Here is a 20,263-nt window from a genome sequence, read left to right on the forward strand (position 1 = left end):
GAAGCTTAAACTTCTTCGACACTCACAGCAGTTTCGAGCGCTTGATCAAGACTGTTCGCCACCTGATCCACGTCGTCTAACGACAAACACAACGGCGGCACCATCCGCAGGCATTGTTGAAACGGACCGGACTTTGACAGGATAATTCCTTGTGCGCGGCAGGCTTCGAAAACCTCTGTGGTCATGTCCTTGTCCGGCATTTTGCTATCCCGGTCTTTTACGAATTCCAGCGCAAGCATAAGGCCTTTCCCTCGAACATCGCCAATGACCTGATACTTGTCTTTCAAGCCGTGCAGCCTTTCCAGCAAGGCGGCCCCCACAACGCGGGCGTTTTCCTGCAACCCTTCGTCCCGCATGACAGCAAGAACCGTACGGGCTGCGGCAGCCGAGGTCGGGTTGGCCCCATAGGTGTGGAACATGAACCTTTCCGCCATCGGTTCCGCAATATGTTTCTTGGCCACAACCGCCCCGATCGGGAAGCCATTTCCCAGACCTTTTGCCATGACGACGATATCGGGCACGACGCCGTCCGCTTCGAACCCCCAGAAGTTTTCGCCAGTGCGGCCAAAGCCGGATTGCACCTCATCCGCGATGTAGAGACCTCCTGCCGCGCGCACGCGCTCGGCTGCGCCGGACATATAGCCGGGGGGCATTTCGATGATGCCGCCATAGCCCTGCACGCTTTCGACAAATATGCCCGCTACATTGCCGGATGTGGCTGTGGCGATTGTGTGATCAATCTCATCCAGATAGGGCTGGGTCCCCTGTCCAAAGATGCCGCGGTATTGATTGGGTTCCGGCACAAAGGCCACGTTGCCGGGCATGCCCGGGTGACGCCAGCCCGAGATACCGGTAATCGACTGCGCCGCAGCCGTTGGCCCGTGATATGCGGTGCGCAGCGCAAGTAAATCCAGATTGCCTGTGTAAGTGCGCGCCATGGTCATCGCCAGATCAACCGCTTCGGATCCGGAGTTGGTCAGATGCACCACCCAGTCATGTCCTTTGGGCATCGTCGCGGCCAGTTCTTCGGCCAGATGTGCTGGTGTCGGGTGGTAGAACATTGTCGTGCAGTGGGTCAGTTCCTGCGCCTGTGCTGCTGCCGCCGCCACCACGCGCGGGTGCGAGTGCCCGACCGAGATACAGACATTCATGCCCAGCAGATCGGTGTATTTCCGACCATCCGTATCCCAAAGGTATTGTCCCTGACCTTTCTTGAAAACGATAGGTTCGCGAAACGGTGTGAACCGCGTTAGTGAGGCAGCATAGTACTGGTCCCGTCGCGCGGCGGTGTTCGAAAAGTCCCAGTCGGTGTGAAGGGCGTGGTCGGTCATTCGGAACCTCCGGTTTTCAAGCGTGAGTTTTCGGGGTCAAAGGGAGCCTTTGGCAGGATGGTTGCCGCACGATGCTGGTCCAGTATTGAGATGGTCAGCCCGTCTCGCGCGGTCTGGTCGCGCAGATAGGCCAGGGCCAGAACTTTTCCGGTCCGGTGGCCATAGGCACCCGAGGTGGCGATCCCAACGGGCAGATCGTCTTTCCAGATCGTGTGGGAGTAGAACGGGTCAATCTCACCGGCCTCGACCTCAAGCAGCACCATATCCCACGTGTTGTCTCGGCCCAGTCCGTGGCGCAGGTCCTTGCGGACAAACGGGGTCAGACCGGCCTCAAGCGGGCTGCGTTCGGTCGTCAGGTCACTGCCCCAACCGCGATACCCTTTTTCAAGGCGCATGGAGTTTGCTGCATAGGCCCCATAGAACCCAAGACCAAGCGGTTTGGCGACCTCTTCCAGCGTCGTGAAAAGCTGCACGGCATTTTCTTTGGCCACATGCAATTCCCAGCCACATTCGCCCAGATAAGACACCCGCAGAGCGCGCAGGGAAATCCCGCCTACATGGGTCTCTTGCGCGGTGAGCCAGGGCATATGGTTCAACTCGGGCAACACATCGGCGGATTTGGGTCCCATGACGCCGATAACTGCCAGATCCTCAGACACGTTTCGAACGGTGACGTCAAAGCCTTTGGCAACCTGTGTCAGAAGATCCTGGTCGATCTGCTCGGCCGCGGCGGCGCTGGTCAGATAGGCGTGATCCTCGGCCAAGCGTGTGACGGTGAATTCCGACAATACGCCGCCTTTGGGTGTCAGCGCATGGGTCAGACCGATCCGGCCCGGCTGGATGGCGCGGTTTGCGCCCAATGCTTGTAGGAAGGCCGCGATATCGGGGCCGGTGACGTCGAATTTCGAAAACACCGACAGGTCGCCCATGGCGACGCGGTTGTGCGCGGCCTCGACCTCTTGCGCCACGGGTTCGAACCAATTGGCGCGACGGAAGGTTTCGTCGGCGACTGCTCCGGGTGTGTCCGAGAACCAGTTTGGACGTTCCCACCCATAGGCCGCACCCATCACCGCGCCGCGTTCGACCATTAGGTCATGCAGTGGAGACAGGCGCAGACCGCGCCCGGCGGGGCGTTCTTCGTGCGGATAGTGCACGCCGAATTGCAGGCCGAAGCACTCGACGGCCTTGGCCACGCGATAATCACGATCAGCCCAGGACCCAAAGCGGCGCGAGTCCACGGCCAGCGCATCCATCGGCGGCGCGCCGTGGGTCATCCAATGCGCAAGGAACCAGCCCGCGCCGCCGCCTTCCATGACGCCCATCGACGAGCCGGTCAAAAGCCACGCGTTTTGAAGCCCATGCGCAGGCCCGATCAGCGGATTGGCGTCGGGCGTGAACGTGATCGGGCCGTTGATCACCGATTTTACACCACCGGTTTCCAGCGCCGGAATCCGATCCATCGCGGCCATGATGATATGTTCCACACTGTCCAGATCCGGCGGCATCAGATCCGCGCCAAACTCCGGTGGCACACCATCAACGGACCAGACCTTGGCGTCCTTTTCATACGGCCCAAGGATCAGCCCATCGCGTTCCTGCCGCACATACCAGCTTTCTTCGGGGTCGCGGATGATCGGCAGCTCTGGCAATCCCTCTTTGATCCGCGATGACACGGCTTCCACCGTGTCCGTCACCAGATATTGGTGCAGCACCGGAACAGACGGGATGTTGAGGCCCATCATATGTCCGATTTCCCAACCCCAGGTGCCTGCAGCGTTGACCATGTGGGTGGTTTCGATGATCTCTTTCGCAGTCGCAATCCGCCAATGGTCCTGCTGACGCTCAATCGCGGTGACTGCGCAATTGCGTATGATCCGAGCCCCGCCACGCCGAGCAACCTCAGCCATTGCGTGGGTTGCCAGCGTAGGGTCTACATGGCCGTCATCGGGTTCATAGATCCCCCCGATCAGCCCATCCAGTTTGGCCAGAGGGAACAGCTCGGCGATGCGCTCGGGCGTCAGCACCTCCAGCGGGTAACCGGTGAATTCGGACAGGCCGGCCACATGGCGGAACTCGTCCATTCGGTCGGGGTTGCGTGTGATCCGCATCGCACCCGAGCGGTGAAAGCCGCAATCGCGTCCTGTTTCCTGCGGAAGTATATCGCGGTAAAGCCGAACAGAGGTAGCACGCAATTCCTGAATGGTGGGATTATGCGCGAAATGAGTACACAGTCCCGCCGCATGCCAGGTCGATCCGTGGGTCAGGTCGTTTTTCTCGACCAGCAGAACATCGGACCAGCCAGCCTTGACCAGATGATACATCAGCGACACGCCCATGGCCCCGCCGCCGATGATAGTAACCTGCGCCTTGATCATGCGCGCATCCTTTCGCCTGAGGGATCAAAGGGTGGGCGTCGCAAGGGCTGAGCGGGATAGTCCTGCCCGGCGACCCGAACCGTGAATTTTCGATCGCATGTCTGGGCCAACGTCTCGCCCGGTTGGACCGCGACCATGGCAAAACACAGGTTCAGCCCCGTACGCGGCCCGCGCCCGCCCGAGGTTGTCAGCCCCACATGGGTGCCATGCTCGAACACCGGTTCGTCATGCAGCATCAGGGCATTGCCGTGAACCTGCAGAAGGATCAGGCGCTGTTGCAAGCCGTTGGACTTTTGCTGTTCCAGCGCCGCTTTGCCCTGAAACTCCTTGTCCCAGTCGATGGTGAACCCCAGGCCGGCTTCCAGCGGAGTGATCTTGGGGCCAAGTTCATGCCCCCAGTGTTTGAAACCCTTCTCCAACCGGCAGGCATCCACCGCATAGTGACCCAGCGGGCGCGCGTCTGCCTTGTGGAGGGTGTCGAACAGCTGAGGGGCCTGCGCGTTGGGTACGGTTAGTTCCCAGCCCAATTCTCCGACAAAACTAACGCGCGTGCCGCGGCAAGTAATGCCTGCCATTTCGGCGGTGGCGGTATAGCCAAATGCCATTTCTGGTAGGCTGCCAAGACCCTGTAGCAGCGTCCGGCTGCCACCTCCCATTACACCGATTGTGCAGAATGCTTCGGTCAAATCCTCGACAGACACATCGCCCTTCAAATGCCTGCGCAGGAACATCAGATCGCGCATCCGCGTGGCGGCGCCCGAGGTCAGATGAAATGCATCCCGACCCAACCGCGTGATGGTCACATCCATTTCGATCCCACCTCGCGCGTTGAGTATCTGCGTATAGACAGCCCGACCAATGGGCACGTCCATCTGCGCGGTCGTCAGGCGGTTCAGCGTTGCAAGAGCATCCGGCCCGGTGATGTCAAGTTTGGTAAACGGACTCAGGTCAATCAGCGCAGTGCCCTGATCCAAGATTGCCGCTTCGGTCTCAGCCAGCGACCACCACCCCTGATCTGTTGTCGAATAGGGCTGTGCCGGGCCGTAATACAGCCCGCGTTCCCACCCGGCCGTCAGGCCAAAATGCGCCCCAGCCTCAGCCCAGAAATCGTGCAGTGCTGTGGTGCGCAGACCTCGGCCGGCGTTGGGCTGTTTATATGGCCAATGCAAAGCGAAAAGATCCGCGACGGCCTCTTCCATGCGGTCGGCCATATGTTCAGCGCTGGCTGTGTGCGGGTCGACCCGGGCGACATCGACCTCCCACATGTCCATCGGGGGGTGGCCGTCGACCATCCAATCCGCCAGCGCCCGCCCAATCCCCGCCGAAGACATGACCCCGACCGAGTTCATACCCGCAGCCACAAACAATCCATCGACCGTGGTTTCACCAACAAGCGGCCTTGTGTCTGCGGTAAAGCTTTCTGGGCCATTCATGAAATGCTGGATGCCGACCGTTTCAAGGCTGGGGCACAGCTCTAATGCGGCCTTCATGAAAGGGGCAAATTGATCCCAATCCTCGGCCAGTTCAAGAAAGGGTCGGTCGCCTTCGGGGCCGTATGCGTCCCAGCATTTGGCGTTGGGTTCAAAGCCGCCGATCACAAGCTTGCCCGCATCGCCCTTGATGTAGATGCCCCGGTCCAGATCTCGGATCACCGGGAACGGGTTGGGCAGGTCGAGCATGGGTTCGGTGACAACATACATGTGCTCGACCGCCTGTAACGGAAGCGCGACGCCAACATTGGCGGCCAGCTCACGTGACCAAGCGCCGGTGGCAAGAACGACCTGATCGGCGTCCAGTTTCGTCCCATCGGTCAGGGTTACACCCGTGATCCGCTGACCCTTTTTCCGCAGGGACTGAACCCCGGTATGTTCGCGGATTGAAACGCCACGATCCCGTGCACCTTTGGCGTATGCCATGCACAAATCGACCGGATTCACATTGGCGTCTTCCGGCACATGCAGCGCACCGAAATGGTTCCTCAGATCAAGGTGTGACAGGGGCACGTCCGAGGCCTCGATCATGCGTGGTGTCAATCCCAGGGTCTGGCCCAGATCCGCAATCCGGCGCAGCTCGTCCAAACGGGCAGGGTCGCGGGCCAGCCAATAGCCAGAGGTTTGGCGATATCCAGTGGACATGCCAGTCTCGGCCTCAAGGGTCGGAAAAACCTCAAGTGCGGCCATTGCCAATCGGGTCATGTTTGGCGTTGCACGCAGTGGACCGACAATCCCCGCCGCATGCCAGGACGTGCCCGAGGTCAGCTGATTGCGCTCCAGAACAGTGACGTCATTCGAACCGCGTTTGGCCAGATGGTAGGCCAGGCTGAGGCCAATGGCGCCACCACCGATAATCAAGAAACGGCTCATCAGAAGTAATCCTGATCTGGCTTCTCGGCCTTACGCTGCGCGATATAGTCCTGCAGCGCGGCGTCGATGCCGGGGTCGAGACCGGGGTCTTGATATGCGTCAAGCCGCTCTTTCCAGATTGCATTGGAGCGGGCTGCGGCATCCAACTCTCCGGCCGCGTGCCATTGTTCGAAAGAATTGTCATCCGGGGTCCAGGGCCGGAACAATGCGGACATGAAATTGGCCTGCGTATGCTCAGAGCCCAGAAAATGCCGCCCCGGTCCAGTCGCGGCAATTGCCTCCATCGCCTGAGCGTTCTCGCTCATGTCGATTCCATCGAAGAACCGTCCGACTTTGCCACAAAGATCATGATCCAAGATCGTTTTTTCGAACGAGGTCACCAACCCACCTTCGAGCCATCCAGTTGCATGGTTGATCAGATTGGCACCCGCGAACATCGACATCATAAGGCCCCATGTGGCCTCTTGCTGGCTCTGGGCGTCCGAAACTTTTGAGGCGCTGAGCGTGCCAACCGTGTGCATCGGCACCCCCAGCCTGCGAGCAAGCTGTCCGGCCGCCAAAACCATCAACCCGGCTTCGGGCGTACCAAAAGTGGGCGCACCGGATTTCATCGACATGGTCGAGGCGAAACTGCCCATCAAGCAGGGTGCCCCGGGGTTCACCAGTTGGGTCAGCGTCATTGCTGCCATGGTTTCAGCCAGCACCTGAGCCAGCGTCCCGGCAACGGTTGACGGCGACATGGCCCCGGTCAGAACCCAGGGGGTGCAAGCGACCGGTTGCCCGGCCCGGGCATAGGTTTTCAGCGCGCCCGACATGTGACTGTCCATCACCAACGGCGCGTTTGTATTCGAGACACAATACAGGGCGGCGTTTTCCGCCACGAAGTCTTCGCCGAACACAATTCGTGCCATGTCGATTGCGTGGCCCGCGCGTTCGGCCCCGATAAAGGCACCCATGAAGGCTCGATCAGAATAGCGAATATGGCCATAGAGCATGTCGAGATGGCGCTTGTTGGCAGGCAAATCCACCGGTTCGCAGACCACGCCGCCCGAATGGTGCAGCCAGGGCAGGCTGTGATGCAGCTTAATCAGGTCGACGAAATCCTGATGCGAGGCATAGCGCCGCCCGCTGTCCAGATCGTGCACAAAGGGCGGACCCCAAGCCGGGCATAACACGCTGGCGTCGCCGCCCAGCTGAACGTTGTTGGCCGGGTTTCGGGCATGTTGAACGAACTGTGCTGGCGCGGTTGCCATGATCGTATTACGGCAGAACCCCGGCGCGAACCGAACGCGAGAGCCGTCGACGTCACAGCCTGCATCGGCAAAAATGCTCAGGATTTCCGGGTCGTCCTGAAACTCCATCCCGGTTTCGGCAAGGATGGTATCAGCATTGGCCTCGATCTGTTGCAGGCCGGCCTCGCTGAGGACATTGAAAGTCGAAAGCTTGCGCAGAATATACGGCGCGCGCGCCTCGGGAAGAGTGCGAGGTCCAGCGGCCCTACGGCGTCGAGATGAGCGCGAACGTGTCATGGCCAAAGGGTTGACCGAGTGCTTGACGTAAACCAAGAAAATTCCAACAGTATAAAGATTATTTATACTAAGGATGAGCAATGCTGGGTCATCGTAAACTCTCACCAAGTCTGATGCGTTCACTTGAGGTTTTCGTCGCCGTTGCGGAAACGGGTCAGATGCGGGCGGGCGCAAAACTTCTGAATCTGTCGCAGCCGGCGGCTTCCCAGCACGTCACAGCGCTGGAAAAGGCCTTCGGCACTGTGCTTCTGGATCGCAGTACACGTCCGGCGCGGCTGACCTATGCGGGTGCGCGTTTGCATGGAAGAGCGCAGAAAATTCTGGATGCACTTTCCGACATGGAAACGGAGCTGCGCCACGTTGGCCAGAAATCCCTGACGCTGCTGCGGGTCGGCATTCAAGCCTCGATCGCCACGACGCTGACGCCCTCTTTGGTCGATTTCGCGCAGCGTGAGTTCAATGTCGAAGATATTACCCTGCATGCTGGCCAAAGCGGCAACCATGAACACCTGCTGCGGACGAAACAAGCGGACCTCGCGATCACATCTAACCCGTTTCTGGATATGGATGGCTTGGAGCGTCATCACGTTCTGACCGAAAGATACCTTCTGGTTCTTCCCGAAGCATATGACGGCCCGACAGACAGCCTGGAGGCGATCCAAACGCGGCTTCCTCTGGTGCGGTTCGGAGATACAACCAACGCGGGCCGCCAGATTGCGCAGCATCTGCGCCGATTGCGGTTTGAGCCCGACAAGGTCATCCAGGCGGACCGCTCCAGCATGGTTACGTCCTGTGTTTCTGCAGGTCAGGGGTTCAGCCTTTTGACGCCAACACTGCTGATCGATGGTCTGGTTGAGAATATGAGCCTGCAGTTGAAAGATCTTCCGGTCTCGGGCCTTTCGCGCACTTTGACAGTTGTCGCCAGAAAGGAAGAGCTTCAGAGCTTTCCGGAGGCGCTTGCAGATATGTCCAGGCAGAAATTGGTGCAGCGCATCACCGGCCACATGGGCGACATCGGAGCAAAAAGCGTAGAGTACGATATGGTCTAGCGCGCCGTCACAAGCTGAACAGCGCGGGGAACTTCGGGCTCAGGTTCAGCCTAAAGTTGCTACCTGTTGGTGAACTTCGACAACATTGCCTTCGGGGTCGCGAAAGAACACTTGGTGCCACTCTTTCGAAAAGGCAGTGCCATAGTCCGAATAAGGAACCGCGTTTTCATCAAGTATCCTCAGGACAGCGGCAAGATCATCCGTTCGGAACGCAATGTGTCCGCGGCTCACTGGATTGATGAACTGATCATTTTTGAAAGCGACGTCAAAGTCCCGTTCCGCCAGATGCATCTGCATGCTGCCGTCCGTTGCAAAGCGGATCTGGCCGTCATAACCGGCGTCTTCGGTTGCTTCAGAGCGCGGGAAATTCTGCTGCGGAATATCACCCAAACCCAAGACGTTTGTATAAAAGTCGTGTAGGCGGTCAACGTCGTCTGCCACCAGGTTAATATGATGAAATTCCAGCTTCATTTGGTTCCATTTTACTTGTCGTCACACACTGGATGTGTGCTTGGGGGACTGAGGTATTGAGCAGCTGTTGATCAGGTCCCGGGATAGTGCCGACAGAGTTAGTGAACTGCAAGCCGGATTGAGCCCCACCATACCGCTACTCCGAGCGCGCGTTCCCTGATCCAACAAAAAACGCCCGCCAATTAGGGCGGGCGTCCGAAATCCAAAAGCGGTAAGATCCGAAATTAACGACGGATGCCCAGCTTTTTGATCAGGTCCTGATAGCGCGCTTCTTCTTTGCCCTTCAGGTAGTCCAGCAGCTTACGGCGCTGGGCGACCATTTTCAGCAGACCACGACGACCGTGGTTGTCTTTTTTGTGGGTCTTGAAGTGCTCGGTCAGGGTGGTGATGCGCGAGGTCAGGATGGCAACCTGGACTTCTGGCGAACCGGTGTCGCCGTCCTTGGTGCCGAATTCTTTCATGACGCGTGCTTTTTCAGCGGCAGTAATCGACATCGGGGTCTCCTTTAAAAGGTTAGAGTTGATGGCGCAGGCCGGGATGTCGTCCAGCACAGGCCCATGGAGAAAACCGCACTGATTCCGATGCGGATGGGCGCGTATAAGCGGATTTCAAGCAAATGGCAAAGGGATTCTATTGCTTCAACTCAGCGCATTGAGCTGCGATAGTTCCTGACCGTTGATCAGTTGGATATCGTCCAGGGTCAACCCTTTGGCACCCAGCAGTTGGGCGACGTCTTGTCCGTCGACCATGATACGGGTCAGGTTTTCGTTTTCAGCGTCTGTTTCAATGTTGATCTCCGGATATTCCTCGCCTTCCCACGAGATCAACAGCTTGTCCTGCCCGGGTTCAAAATCCATGACCTTGACGGCATCGTCATCCTCCTCGGGGTTCAGGTGGATGCTGTCAGCGCCTTCGCCTCCGGTCACGATGTCACCGCTATGGGCAGCTATAATGTCGTCGCCGGCACCGCCATTCAGAAAATCCACGGAGTCTTCGTTTTCGCCGTCCTCACCGGTCAGCACGTCGTCACCGTCGCCGCCAAACAAGACGTCTTCACCTGCGCCACCAGCAAGCTCATCGTCGCCATAGCCCCCATGCAGCGCATCCTCGCCCGCGCCTCCTGTCAGCGTGTCGTTGTCCTGACCGCCGTACAAATCGTCATCCCCATCGCCGCCGTCCAGCCTGTCGTCGCCGAAATGACCAAAAATCTTGTCGTCGCCATCATCACCGGACAGGACGTCATCGTTACTTTCGCCATGCAAAACATCATCGCCTTCGCCGCCCTGGATTGTATCAACGCCAACGCCGCCATGCAGAGTGTCATCGCCCATGCCCCCCAGCACAGTGTCGTCGCCACCGTAGCCGTTGATCTGGTCGTCGCCATCTTGCCCGGTCAGAATGTTTGTGTCGTCGTCCCCGGCCACAACCAAATCGCCTTCGAATTCTGAGACTATGGTCCCAGTCGAGGCCTCTTCGACTTTGTCGATGGTTTCATCAATCTCGAGATAACTGCCGTCAGAGATCTCTTGCGGTTCATCTTCGATGATCTCGTCTTCTTCGGTGTCGTCGTCAGCCTCGATAATACCGCCCATCGCATAGGCTGCTCCGCCCATTGCGGCCAGGCTCAGCAATCCGAACAGAAACATGGCAACCCTCCGAGAACGCACTGCTCCGAGGGTGAAATATCCCATATGATCAGTCAGTTGGTCAAAGCCAAGCTGAACTTGTGGTTAACCGTTGATCACCAAGGTTCGGGCTGTTGGGTATAGGCGATGTAAAGCGGGTGTTTGGGATGCCCGCCCTTGGTCAGCCCCAGATGAAACAGCGGCTGCCTGGTGTCGCGCAGAAGGGTTTCAACTGCAGGGCCACGGTCCAGATGCGCGCCATGGGTGCCCCAGGCGGCGATGACTTGATCGGCCCATTGCACGCCGTCCAGAATAGCCGCGTCGTTCTCGGGTCCTACCGGGTCGGCAGCAGCGCGCATCTTGCGCGGGTCCGTGTCGCGCCATGCGAAGATGTTGGTTACCTGAAACGCTCCGAACCCCAGCGCCCGCGCTCGGCGCTCGCAGCGTTCCACCGTCGGGTCGTTCTGAACTTCGGTCGCGGTTGACGGGTTCAGCATCACGAACAGAGCTTTGCGCCCCGCAGGATCCCAGATACGGGTCAGGCTATAGCGATAATTCTCGCAGTCGGAATAGATGGCGGTCGAGGGCGCGTCGCCCTTGGTGTGCGTTCGGGTAATCATGCCCTTCGCCTAGCACGTGGCTTAGGTAACGAACACCCGGCTGGGGTGCAATTCGCCCGATTTGTAGATCCCTACCGCCACGGCCTTGCCGTCCAGCGAAGCCCAGGCTTCATCGCCGTATTCCACGTCCGAGGCCAGAACCATGCCCGGGTTTCCGTTGCGCAGGCGGGTTGCGCCTTCGGGTGTGCATTTCAATTCAGGCAGATCGGCGAGGCCGGTTTCCAGCGGGTGCAGGTAGTCGTCCAGCGCAGTGGTCTTTGCCATCTCGTCGATCTTTTCGATGCTCAACCCGTCTTCGACATCGAATGGGCCGGACCAGATGCGGCGCAGTTCCCGAACGTGTCCGTGGCATCCCAGCGCCGCGCCCAGATCGCGGGCGATTGAGCGGACATAGCCGCCCTTGCCGCAGGTCATTTCCAGCGTCACGTGGTCTTCGTCGGGGCGGTCGACCAAAATCAACTCCTCAACCCATAGCGGACGTGCGGCCAATTCCACATCTTCGCCATCGCGGGCCAGCTTGTAGGCGCGCTGGCCGTCGATTTTCACGGCCGAGAACTTGGGTGGGACCTGCATGATATCACCCAGAAACGGGGCCAGTGCTTGTTTGATATCGTCATCCGATGGGCGCGCATCGCTGCTCGCAATCACTTCGCCTTCGGCATCATCGGTATTGGTGGCCTGACCCAAACGCACGGTGAATGTGTAGGCTTTCAACGCATCGGTGATGTAGGGAACGGTCTTGGTCGCCTCACCTAGTGCCACGGCCAGTACGCCAGTCGCTTCGGGGTCCAGTGTGCCCGCATGGCCCGCCTTCTTGGCATCCATCGCCCAGCGTACCTTGTTGACTACTGCAGTCGAGGTCATGCCCGCGGGCTTGTCCACCACCAGCCAACCGGAAATGTCGCGACCCTTGCGTTTGCGTCCCATTCTACACCCTGAATCTTGCCGAGGCGCGCGACCTAGCGGATCGCTCTGCTACTGTCAATTTCAGGGCGTATCTTCGACCACGCCCACAATCGGGCCAAGCGAAAACCCGACATCCGACCGATTGCCTGCGCGTTCATACATCCGGGAGATATTGCCGTCGAAGAACAGAGCATTCGGCGTTTCAAGGACATCGCGGAACAGGCTGCCGAATTCGTGGAAGGTGACATAGTCATCCGAGATTGCGAATACTGCCCGTGTCCCATCTGCGCTGGTACCAACACCGTTGCGCACATAACGCGAGGTCGAATCGGGCAGGAAGCGCGGGTGCAGTTCACCATCTATGACCAGCATCGGGCCGGATTGCGTGGCGAAACGGCACTGCGGGGCCTGATCCACATAATCCAAGGTTTCAAACACGTCGGCGCGGCCTTCGCGGATACAAAACACTCCGTTCGGCAGCAACCCGAAATTGCCCGGCCCTGCATTGGGGATCACGCGCATCTGTTCCTGACCGCCTTCGACATAATGCCCGACGGGCGAGCGGTCGTCATGATACATGCCCGCGTTCATGGCAAATGCCAGTCGCTTTCCCTGTGGAGCCAGTGCCTCGTTCACAGATGAGAAATGGCCCAGCACGTCGCCTTCTTCATCATTGAGAAATAAACGCAGCTCTTCGCCTGCGGCATCCACCTCACATACGGTATACCGCTTGTCCTCATGGGTCACCTTCTCGCATGTGACCGCCGAAGCCTGCGCGGCCCAGAAGGCCGCGCCCAAAATGACAAATGCGCGGATCACTCGTCCAGATCGCGGCGCACCGCGTCCTGATCGAACATGCGGCGGGTGTCATCCATTCGGTCAAACGTGTCATCCAGCCGGAACCGCAGATCGGGAGAGAATTTCAGACCGACCTTCTTGCCGACCGCCCGCCGCAATTCACCCTTGTTGCGCGCCAGCAGCGCGATCACATCCTCCTGCCCCTTGCCGCCCAAGGGAAGCACATAGGCGGTGGCAATCTTCAGATCGGGTGAGGTGCGCACCTCACCTACGGTAATCGACATGCGGTTCAGGTCGGGGTCGTGGACATCTCCGCGTGCCAGAACTTCGGACAGGGTGCGGCGGATCAGTTCGCCGACGCGCAGCTGTCGTTGGGACGGGCCGGGGCCATCGTGAAATTTGTTCTTTGCCATATCCCCGATCTAAGCGCAAAGCAGGGCTTTGCCAAGCGGGCGCGAACCGGGTAGGAGGCTTTGAGCCGAATTCAACAAAAGGACCAGCGCAATGACCCATATTCCGGGGATCGTCATCACAGGGGCTTCGGGCCGTATGGGGCAGATGCTGATCAAGACAGTGACCGACAGCGATCAGGCGCGTCTGGTGGGCGTGGTCGAGCGGACGGGTCATGACTGGATCGGTCAGGATGTGGGCGAGGCGCTGGGCGGTCAGGCGCTGGGTGTGAATGTCACCGATGATCCGCTGGAGGCGTTTGCGCAGGCGCAAGCCGTAATCGATTTCACCGCGCCCGAGGCGACGCTGGAGTTTGCGGCACTGGCCGCGCAAGCCCGCTGCGTGCATGTGATCGGCACCACTGGCATGTCGGATGAACAGATCGCCGCGCTGGAACCAGCCTCACGCCATGCAGTCATCGTGCGCGCGGGGAACATGAGTCTTGGCGTCAATCTGCTGGTGCAACTGACCAAGAAAGTCGCGGCTGCACTGGATGAGGATTTCGACATCGAAGTGATCGAAGGGCACCATCACCACAAGGTCGACGCCCCGTCGGGCACAGCATTGATGCTGGGCGAGGCCGCTGCCGAAGGGCGCGGCGTGAAGCTGGAAGATGTGTCTGACCGGGGCCGCGACGGCATCACCGGCGCGCGCAAGCGGGGCGACATCGGCTTCCACGCCATTCGCGGCGGCGACATTGTGGGTGAGCACGACGTCCTGTTCGCCGCCCCCGGAGAGCGCATCGTCCTGCGCCATTTGGCCACCGACCGCGCCATCTTTGCCCGTGGCGCTTTGAAGGCGGCACTGTGGGGGCAGGGCAAAGTGCCTGGTCAGTATGACATGGTGGATGTGCTGGGACTTTAAGCGCCTCTAACGGAACGCCGCAAGACCGGGCGGTTCGGCGCCCTCGTCCTCGATCCTGGAAAACAGTGCGCCTAGTCGCTGATCCCAGGTCGGGTATTGGCCTGTACGCGCATAAGTCAGGCGTTCGGCCCCTATGGATATGCCAAGGGGTGCTGCCTGCCCGCCAATCACAACCTCACCGATTTCGGTCCAGTTGTCCGACGGCGGGTAAGCGGTGGGGGCCGTTTCATCCGTGCCGCCCAGCCGATAGTAGACGCCCATTGTCACAAGGTACTCATCACCAAATGGGTCGGGGAAGAAAAAGCCCGAGGCATCGCGTGCAGCCAATGCCTCGGCCTCATCGCGCAACAGAACCTTTTCGGTGAATGGCAAGCCTAACGCGTCCAGCACCGGGCGCATGTCATCGGCTTGCGGCACACTGACAAATGCGATGCGGGACGGGTCGAGGCCAAAGCTCTGAGTCAGAATTTGCATCATCAGCCGGGTCATGGCTTGCCCATCAGCATCAGCGGGATGACAGCCGACCTCGTGAAACATCGGCAACACGTCTGCGCGTGATTTTTCATCAACGTCCGCGACGCGCGCCAGCGGCTGAATCACATAAGCGCCCGAAGGCAGAACGGACTGATCGAAATCATGTCGCAACCCGCCGTTATAGTCGTCGACCCCCGAGGCCAGCGACAGGGACTCAGCCTCATTAAAACCAAGCTCGGAGAACGCGGTTCTCAGTTGATTGAGCGTGTTTGCGAACTCCTGTTCGAACGTGTCATTCTGGTCAGTGGCAGCAGCCCCGACGCCCGGAAACAGCGTTCCGACCGTTGCTGCGGTTCCAAGCTGAACCACTCGACGCCTATTCAATCCCATCAGAGCCCTCCCCTTTTGAGTTGGACACTGTCGAGCGTATCACAGATGTGGCCGCCAACGGTTAAGGGATTGTGAAAATGCGCGATACTGGCGTTTTGCCCAGTAATTCATAGGTCCTTGATTTTGTCGGCCTGGAGCGGGCAGGCGAGATACACGCCAAATTCAGTCCCGATATCGGCACTGACACGGGCGTGAACCTTGCCTTGCCGGTCGAGGAAACGCTGATTGTCTTCGACCGGGAAAATCCCCTCGTGCCAGATACCGGGATGAATATAGAGGCCACGCGTACCATCACACCAGAAAGCCACCACCTTATCTGGCGTCAGGTTATCGCCGGGCAGCGCGACAGGCACGATGAAGGGCTTGTTGTCCAATGGCCAGAACATCTGTCCGCCATCGGGGTGATAGTTCATGTGCCATAGCAGAACCTGATCGCGCTGTACCGTCTGCAGTCCGGTCTGCGCCTGTTGCGGATCAGCGGACCAACCCAGAACATAGTGGCCCTTGACGGCCTCGTTCTCACCATAGAGCACGTCACCCCGCCAGTCGCATTTGAACGTGCCTTCGACCCAGCCGCCTTCGTCGCCTGTTCCCTCGTCAATCGGTCGCCAGCCTTGTTGCGGCCAACGGGTGATTTCAATCTCGAAGATATCGGGATCGTCGACCAAACAGCCATAGCCTTTGACCGACGTGTCCGTGGCCCGGATCAGCGGAACCTCGTGCCACGGCAGTGACGGTTTCGAGCTGGCCTCGAAGATGTATTCCGGTGCACTCATGACGCCCCCAGATGCCTGTCGACCATGCGCTGCACCATCGGTGCGAAATGGGTGAAATCGGGGGTTTCCATGTCAGCCCGTTTGCCCGCCTCGTCCAAATAGCGCACCTGGATGATCTCTTTCAGGTTTGGGTTGCTCTCGAATTCAGCGACCTCTTCAGCGCTCATCGGCCCGCCCTGCAATTCCAGCGTATGGACCGAGGCGGCGGAGAGACGGTTGAAATACTCAGGCTTGGTCGCGCAGAGATACCGTTTGGCCGCCACGTGATAGCGGCAGCAATCGGTGATGACCGAGGGGAAGAACTGTTCCAGCACTTCGGCACCCGCATCCTCATGGTGGCGGTCTTCGGTATCGTCCGGGTGGTAGGTGCCGAACTCGGACGTGAAATGTCCGATATCGTGCAGCAATGCACCGACGATGATTTCCTCGGGCTGGCCGTTCTGCTCGGCGATCGTTGCACCTTGCAACATGTGTTCAGCCATGGTGACGGGCTCACCCAGATATTCCTCACCGCCGCGGCGGTCGAAGATATCGCCGATGAAAGCCACGATATTTTCCCGGCTCAGGGTCGAGAAATCGGGCTTCATTCTGCGGCCTCCGGTTGACTCATTTCCATCGCGGCCAATGTGGACAGCAACCCGTCCTTGTCGGCATAGCAGCCCTGTAACCAGCGCGAACCCGCGCCGGAATAGCCCAGACGGGCATGCAGAACGCGGGTGTTGTCGACGATGAAGCTTTCACCCGGTTCCAGTTTGAACGACACGCCCATGGCGGGGTCGTCGATGATCTCGCCCAATTGGCGATAGGCGGCGTAGTAGGCCTCCATCTGATCAAAGGGCACGTCGACGAACGGCGCGGATGAGCGATTGTTGAACCGGATACCGACCAATTCACCATCTGGCGATAGCTCGATCATCGGGCGGCGTGAGCGCAGGCAGATACCGTCCGAGCCCTTGTATTCGAACCGGGCGGGATAGCCTGCCAGCAAGGCAAAACCTTCCGGGTTCTGTTCGTGCAGTTTTTCAGCGGCGCGGAAGCCGTCAACCACGATGGAATCACCACCCTCGGCACTGTTTTCCAGGCAATACAGAATTTGCAGCGTCGGAACCGGATCACGATAGGGGTTGTCGGTATGCGCCTGCAGACCAAGGCCGGTATAGGCGAGGTTGGTCGGGTTCACCTCGGTCCGGACCTCAAAATAGGGGCCGTAGTTGGTTTGGCGGACATAGCCGAACAGATCAGCGACTTTCAGCAGGGATTCCGGCTCGGTCGGTCCGCGGGTCAACTTGGCAAAGCCGTATTCGGCCACCGCAGCCAGCCAGCCACGCTTGGCGACGGGATTGGCGTGGACCTCGTCCCAATCTGCGCTGGGCGCGTCGATGCCGCGTCCCCAGGTGGTGATGCCGGGAGCCGTCCGACCCATGGGGCGGTTTTGATCGCGGTCATAGCTGTGCTCGGCCAGCCAGTCGGCGGGAAAGGTGACAATCTTGCCTTCTGGCTGAAAGGTGACTGTCAGATCACCATTGCTGATTTCGGCGGCGCTGACCGAAATGTCTGAGGGGATATCGCCGATGGTGATCAGACGTTGGCCATTGCCGGGCGCGCGGGTTTCGGGGTCCAGCGCGTTGTCGCGTAGCCAGATGGCGTGAAAGCGAGCCTTTGTGCCGGTGTCGAATTCTACGGTCACAACCGAGGCGTCATGGGTGGCAAAGCGCAGCATGGGGGGTCTCCTGTTCAGCGCGGGCTTTGGTTGAGGAGATACGCCCCTTGTGGCATTACGACAATTAATCCTTCTTTCTGCTGAGGCTTGGAAAAACTTATGGCTAAGAAAAAGATCGGGTTGCCACCCTTGGACTGGCTGCGCGTTTTTGAGGCGGCGGGGCGTCTGGGCGGGTTTTCCGCAGCGGCGAGGGAATTTGGTCTGACACAAGCGGCCGTAAGCCAGCGGATCGGCAACCTTGAAGCCTGGCTGGGTCGAACATTGTTTGTGCGTGAGGCGCGTGGCGTGTCACTGACTGTCGAAGGCGAAAGCTACCTACCACTGGTGCAAGACAGTTTGCAGGCGCTTGAACGCAATACCGAGGATCTGTTTGGAAAATCCCCGCGCGAATTGCGGGTGGCCGGTTTGTCATCGCACATCCATGCGCTTGTGGTGCCAAGTCTTGCCCGGTTTCAGGAGATGCAGCCGAAGGTGCGTGTTCTGACCGATTCCGTGGCGCGGCGGTCGTCGCTGGATGAAGAGCGGACATGGCTACAGATCCGTTATGGTCGGGGCGCTTGGCCGGGGCGGGATTCCGAATTGATTGCAGCTGAAGTGCTGGTGCCTATGGCGGCACCGGGCGTGGAATGGGGCGCGCCTTTGATTGATCTGCGCGGAGAACGACCGGGGTGGCGAGATTGGGCGCGAAAGGCAGATCAGGGCGATGTGACTACGTCGAACATCAGCTTCGATTCAATGGAACACGCGTTGTCTGCGGCACGTCAGGGCATGGGCGTAGCGTTGGGGTCGGTGCCCTTGGCCAAGGCGGATCTGCAGGACGGACGGTTGCGCCGGTTACGCCTACCAGAGCTGAAAACGAAGGATGGGTATTGGCTGACCTGGCCCGAGGAACGGGCGAAATCCAAGAAACAGCGCGCTCTGATCGCGGATTTTCTGGAAGCTTTGCGGGGATAGGCGATCAGAAATCGATCGCTATGCCCTTCTTCTCCCAATCACCGTACCGGGCCGGATCGGGGCCGTCGCGACCGCCCAGTTCCTTGGGCATATCTTTTGCCTCAGCCTCGGCTTTGCGGCGCCGCTCTTCAGCTTCGGCAAGGGCGCGCTGGGCAGCAGGCGGCAGGTCTTTGCGGTCGTTACTCATGACATCGGGTTCCTTTCCGTGCATGGGCTTGATATACGCCCGCGTCCGCTATTGGCAATGCGGGCGAGGATTAATTCAAAGGCGATTCCATGTCCGACAACGCAACAGCGGCCCGACGCAGCGCGATCTATCTGCTGGATCAGATACTGGGCGAAGGGCGCCTGCTGTCCGAATGTCTGGCCGCAGGCGCGCTGGACCGGTTGGCCCCTGAAGATCGCGCGCGGGCGCAACGCCTGACGCTGGAAACCCTGCGCGGATTGGAGCGTGCGGATCGTCTGCTGGAAAACCACCTGAACCGCACGCCGGCTTTGACCGTGCATAACGCCCTGCGCCTTGGCGCGGTCGAGCTGTGCCACGGTGAAGCGGCACATGGTGTTGTGAATTCAATGGTCGACATCGTAGGGCGTTCACGCAAGCACGGGCGGCTGAAAGGCCTAGTGAATGCCGTGTTGCGCAAAGTGGCCGCCGAAGGCCCCGATGCATGGCCCAAAATGCGCGTGCCGCGTTTGCCCGAATGGCTGCGTGATCCGCTGATCATGGCATGGGGTGAGGATGCAATCGTGGGAATGGAAAAGGCGCAATTTGCTGGCGCACCGCTTGACCTGTCTGTGAAGCCGGGCGCCAGCGGACCGGGTGAGGCCCTGCCTACCGGTTCGATGCGGCTGCACGATGCCGGTCAGGTCACCGCCCTTCCGGGCTATGGCAAAGGTGATTGGTGGGTGCAGGACGCGGCGGCCGCTATTCCAGTGCGCATACTTGCTCCGAAATCGGGCGAAAAAATCCTCGACCTTTGTGCCGCTCCGGGTGGAAAAACACTGCAACTGGCGGCGGCTGGGGCCGATGTTACGGCGCTCGACGTCTCTGAATCGCGATTGGCGCGGGTGCATGAGAACCTCAAACGCACCGGACTGACTGCCACTGTCGTCGCGGGCGACGCGCTTGAACATCAGGGCCAGTATGACGCCATCCTTTTGGACGCGCCGTGTTCTGCCACGGGAACGATCCGCAGGCACCCTGACTTGCCTTTTGCCAAAGACGGATCGGAATTCGGTGAGCTGATCGAGCTGCAGGCCCGGATGCTGGCCCACGCCTGGAGCTTGCTGAAACCCGGCGGGCGGCTGGTCTATTGCACTTGCTCTCTCCTGCCGGATGAGGGCGAGGTGCAGGTCGAAGAAGCGCTGGACCAACACCCCGATATGTCGGTGGATCGGGCGGCTTTGAACATTGCCGGAATCGAGTCCGAATGGATCACCGAGGAAGGCGGCCTGCGTCTGCGGCCCGATTACTGGGCTGATCTTGGTGGAATGGATGGGTTCTACATCGCGCTCCTGAACAAATCGGCGTAGTTGCATGCTTTTCGATGACTTGACGATCGCCCCGG

The 20,263-nt window shown here is 59.5% G+C and carries 20 protein-coding genes; 4 read left to right on the forward strand and 16 right to left on the reverse strand.

The annotated features are described in order from the left end of the window. Positions 1–5 precede the first annotated feature (5 nt). From AC2FFH_RS17830 to AC2FFH_RS17845, 4 genes are read right to left on the reverse strand one after another with little or no spacing between them, the layout of a single operon-like run. Positions 6–1,331: an aspartate aminotransferase family protein gene (locus tag AC2FFH_RS17830; protein ID WP_496844977.1), complete on the reverse strand. Its 1,326-nt coding sequence runs from the start codon at positions 1,329–1,331 to the stop codon at positions 6–8. After that, entirely contained in the window at positions 1,328–3,706 is a 2,379-nt protein-coding gene (locus AC2FFH_RS17835) for a GcvT family protein (protein ID WP_496844978.1), read from the reverse strand. Before AC2FFH_RS17835 ends, AC2FFH_RS17830 begins: the two co-directional genes overlap by 4 nt. Continuing rightward, positions 3,703–6,069, reverse strand: coding sequence for a GcvT family protein (locus AC2FFH_RS17840; protein ID WP_496844979.1), 2,367 nt, complete (start codon positions 6,067–6,069; stop codon positions 3,703–3,705). Before AC2FFH_RS17840 ends, AC2FFH_RS17835 begins: the two co-directional genes overlap by 4 nt. After that, complete coding sequence (locus tag AC2FFH_RS17845; protein WP_496844981.1) at positions 6,069–7,598, reverse strand: trimethylamine methyltransferase family protein; 1,530 nt, start codon at positions 7,596–7,598, stop codon at positions 6,069–6,071. Before AC2FFH_RS17845 ends, AC2FFH_RS17840 begins: the two co-directional genes overlap by 1 nt. An 80-nt stretch (positions 7,599–7,678) precedes the next feature. Between AC2FFH_RS17845 and AC2FFH_RS17850 the strand changes: the two genes are divergently transcribed. Further along, positions 7,679–8,647, forward strand: a complete 969-nt coding sequence (locus tag AC2FFH_RS17850) for a LysR family transcriptional regulator (protein WP_496844983.1) — start codon at positions 7,679–7,681, stop codon at positions 8,645–8,647. A gap of 45 nt (positions 8,648–8,692) precedes the next feature. Here the strand turns inward: AC2FFH_RS17850 and AC2FFH_RS17855 are convergent, their stop codons facing one another. The 7 genes from AC2FFH_RS17855 to rbfA all read right to left on the reverse strand — a co-directional run bounded on the left by AC2FFH_RS17855 (position 8,693) and on the right by rbfA (position 13,480). Continuing rightward, positions 8,693–9,118: a VOC family protein gene (locus tag AC2FFH_RS17855; protein WP_496844985.1), complete on the reverse strand. Its 426-nt coding sequence runs from the start codon at positions 9,116–9,118 to the stop codon at positions 8,693–8,695. A gap of 224 nt (positions 9,119–9,342) precedes the next feature. Continuing rightward, complete coding sequence (gene rpsO, locus AC2FFH_RS17860; protein WP_039543122.1) at positions 9,343–9,612, reverse strand: 30S ribosomal protein S15; 270 nt, start codon at positions 9,610–9,612, stop codon at positions 9,343–9,345. 144 nt (positions 9,613–9,756) lie between these two features. After that, positions 9,757–10,764 carry a calcium-binding protein gene (locus tag AC2FFH_RS17865; RefSeq protein ID WP_496726355.1) on the reverse strand — a complete coding sequence of 336 codons (1,008 nt, stop codon included), beginning with the start codon at positions 10,762–10,764 and terminating at the stop codon, positions 9,757–9,759. Between the two features lie 95 nt (positions 10,765–10,859). After that, complete coding sequence (locus tag AC2FFH_RS17870; RefSeq protein ID WP_496844987.1) at positions 10,860–11,363, reverse strand: DUF1643 domain-containing protein; 504 nt, start codon at positions 11,361–11,363, stop codon at positions 10,860–10,862. Positions 11,364–11,384: 21 nt separating this feature from the next. Next, positions 11,385–12,290: a tRNA pseudouridine(55) synthase TruB gene (gene truB / locus AC2FFH_RS17875; protein WP_496726354.1), complete on the reverse strand. Its 906-nt coding sequence runs from the start codon at positions 12,288–12,290 to the stop codon at positions 11,385–11,387. Between the two features lie 60 nt (positions 12,291–12,350). Beyond that, complete coding sequence (locus tag AC2FFH_RS17880; protein ID WP_496765441.1) at positions 12,351–13,088, reverse strand: phosphodiester glycosidase family protein; 738 nt, start codon at positions 13,086–13,088, stop codon at positions 12,351–12,353. Next, positions 13,085–13,480: a 30S ribosome-binding factor RbfA gene (rbfA, locus tag AC2FFH_RS17885; RefSeq protein ID WP_058274960.1), complete on the reverse strand. Its 396-nt coding sequence runs from the start codon at positions 13,478–13,480 to the stop codon at positions 13,085–13,087. The genes AC2FFH_RS17880 and rbfA overlap by 4 nt, the downstream gene beginning before the upstream one ends. A 91-nt stretch (positions 13,481–13,571) precedes the next feature. Between rbfA and dapB the strand changes: the two genes are divergently transcribed. Next, a complete protein-coding gene (gene dapB / locus AC2FFH_RS17890) occupies positions 13,572–14,381 on the forward strand; it encodes a 4-hydroxy-tetrahydrodipicolinate reductase (protein ID WP_496844989.1) in 810 nt (269 codons plus the stop codon). Positions 14,382–14,387: 6 nt separating this feature from the next. Here dapB and AC2FFH_RS17895 read toward each other — a convergent pair whose 3' ends face one another. From AC2FFH_RS17895 to tmpA, 4 genes are all read right to left on the reverse strand, one after another. Further along, complete coding sequence (locus AC2FFH_RS17895; RefSeq protein WP_496844990.1) at positions 14,388–15,245, reverse strand: hypothetical protein; 858 nt, start codon at positions 15,243–15,245, stop codon at positions 14,388–14,390. Between the two features lie 107 nt (positions 15,246–15,352). Beyond that, a complete protein-coding gene (locus AC2FFH_RS17900) occupies positions 15,353–16,021 on the reverse strand; it encodes an ureidoglycolate lyase (RefSeq protein WP_496844992.1) in 669 nt (222 codons plus the stop codon). Then, a complete protein-coding gene (tmpB, locus tag AC2FFH_RS17905) occupies positions 16,018–16,608 on the reverse strand; it encodes a (R)-1-hydroxy-2-trimethylaminoethylphosphonate oxygenase (protein ID WP_496765428.1) in 591 nt (196 codons plus the stop codon). The genes AC2FFH_RS17900 and tmpB overlap by 4 nt, the downstream gene beginning before the upstream one ends. Then, positions 16,605–17,741: a 2-trimethylaminoethylphosphonate dioxygenase gene (tmpA, locus tag AC2FFH_RS17910; RefSeq protein ID WP_496765424.1), complete on the reverse strand. Its 1,137-nt coding sequence runs from the start codon at positions 17,739–17,741 to the stop codon at positions 16,605–16,607. The genes tmpB and tmpA overlap by 4 nt, the downstream gene beginning before the upstream one ends. A gap of 99 nt (positions 17,742–17,840) precedes the next feature. Between tmpA and AC2FFH_RS17915 the strand changes: the two genes are divergently transcribed. Next, positions 17,841–18,695, forward strand: a complete 855-nt coding sequence (locus AC2FFH_RS17915; RefSeq protein ID WP_496726346.1) for a LysR family transcriptional regulator — start codon at positions 17,841–17,843, stop codon at positions 18,693–18,695. Between the two features lie 4 nt (positions 18,696–18,699). Here AC2FFH_RS17915 and AC2FFH_RS17920 read toward each other — a convergent pair whose 3' ends face one another. Beyond that, positions 18,700–18,882, reverse strand: a complete 183-nt coding sequence (locus AC2FFH_RS17920; protein ID WP_496726345.1) for a DUF1674 domain-containing protein — start codon at positions 18,880–18,882, stop codon at positions 18,700–18,702. Positions 18,883–18,971: 89 nt separating this feature from the next. Here AC2FFH_RS17920 and AC2FFH_RS17925 point away from each other — a divergent pair, with 89 nt between their 5' ends. After that, positions 18,972–20,228, forward strand: a complete 1,257-nt coding sequence (locus AC2FFH_RS17925; protein WP_496844995.1) for an RsmB/NOP family class I SAM-dependent RNA methyltransferase — start codon at positions 18,972–18,974, stop codon at positions 20,226–20,228. The last annotated feature ends 35 nt before the right edge of the window (positions 20,229–20,263 follow it).

Source organism: Ruegeria sp. YTSC003, assembly GCF_059609785.1.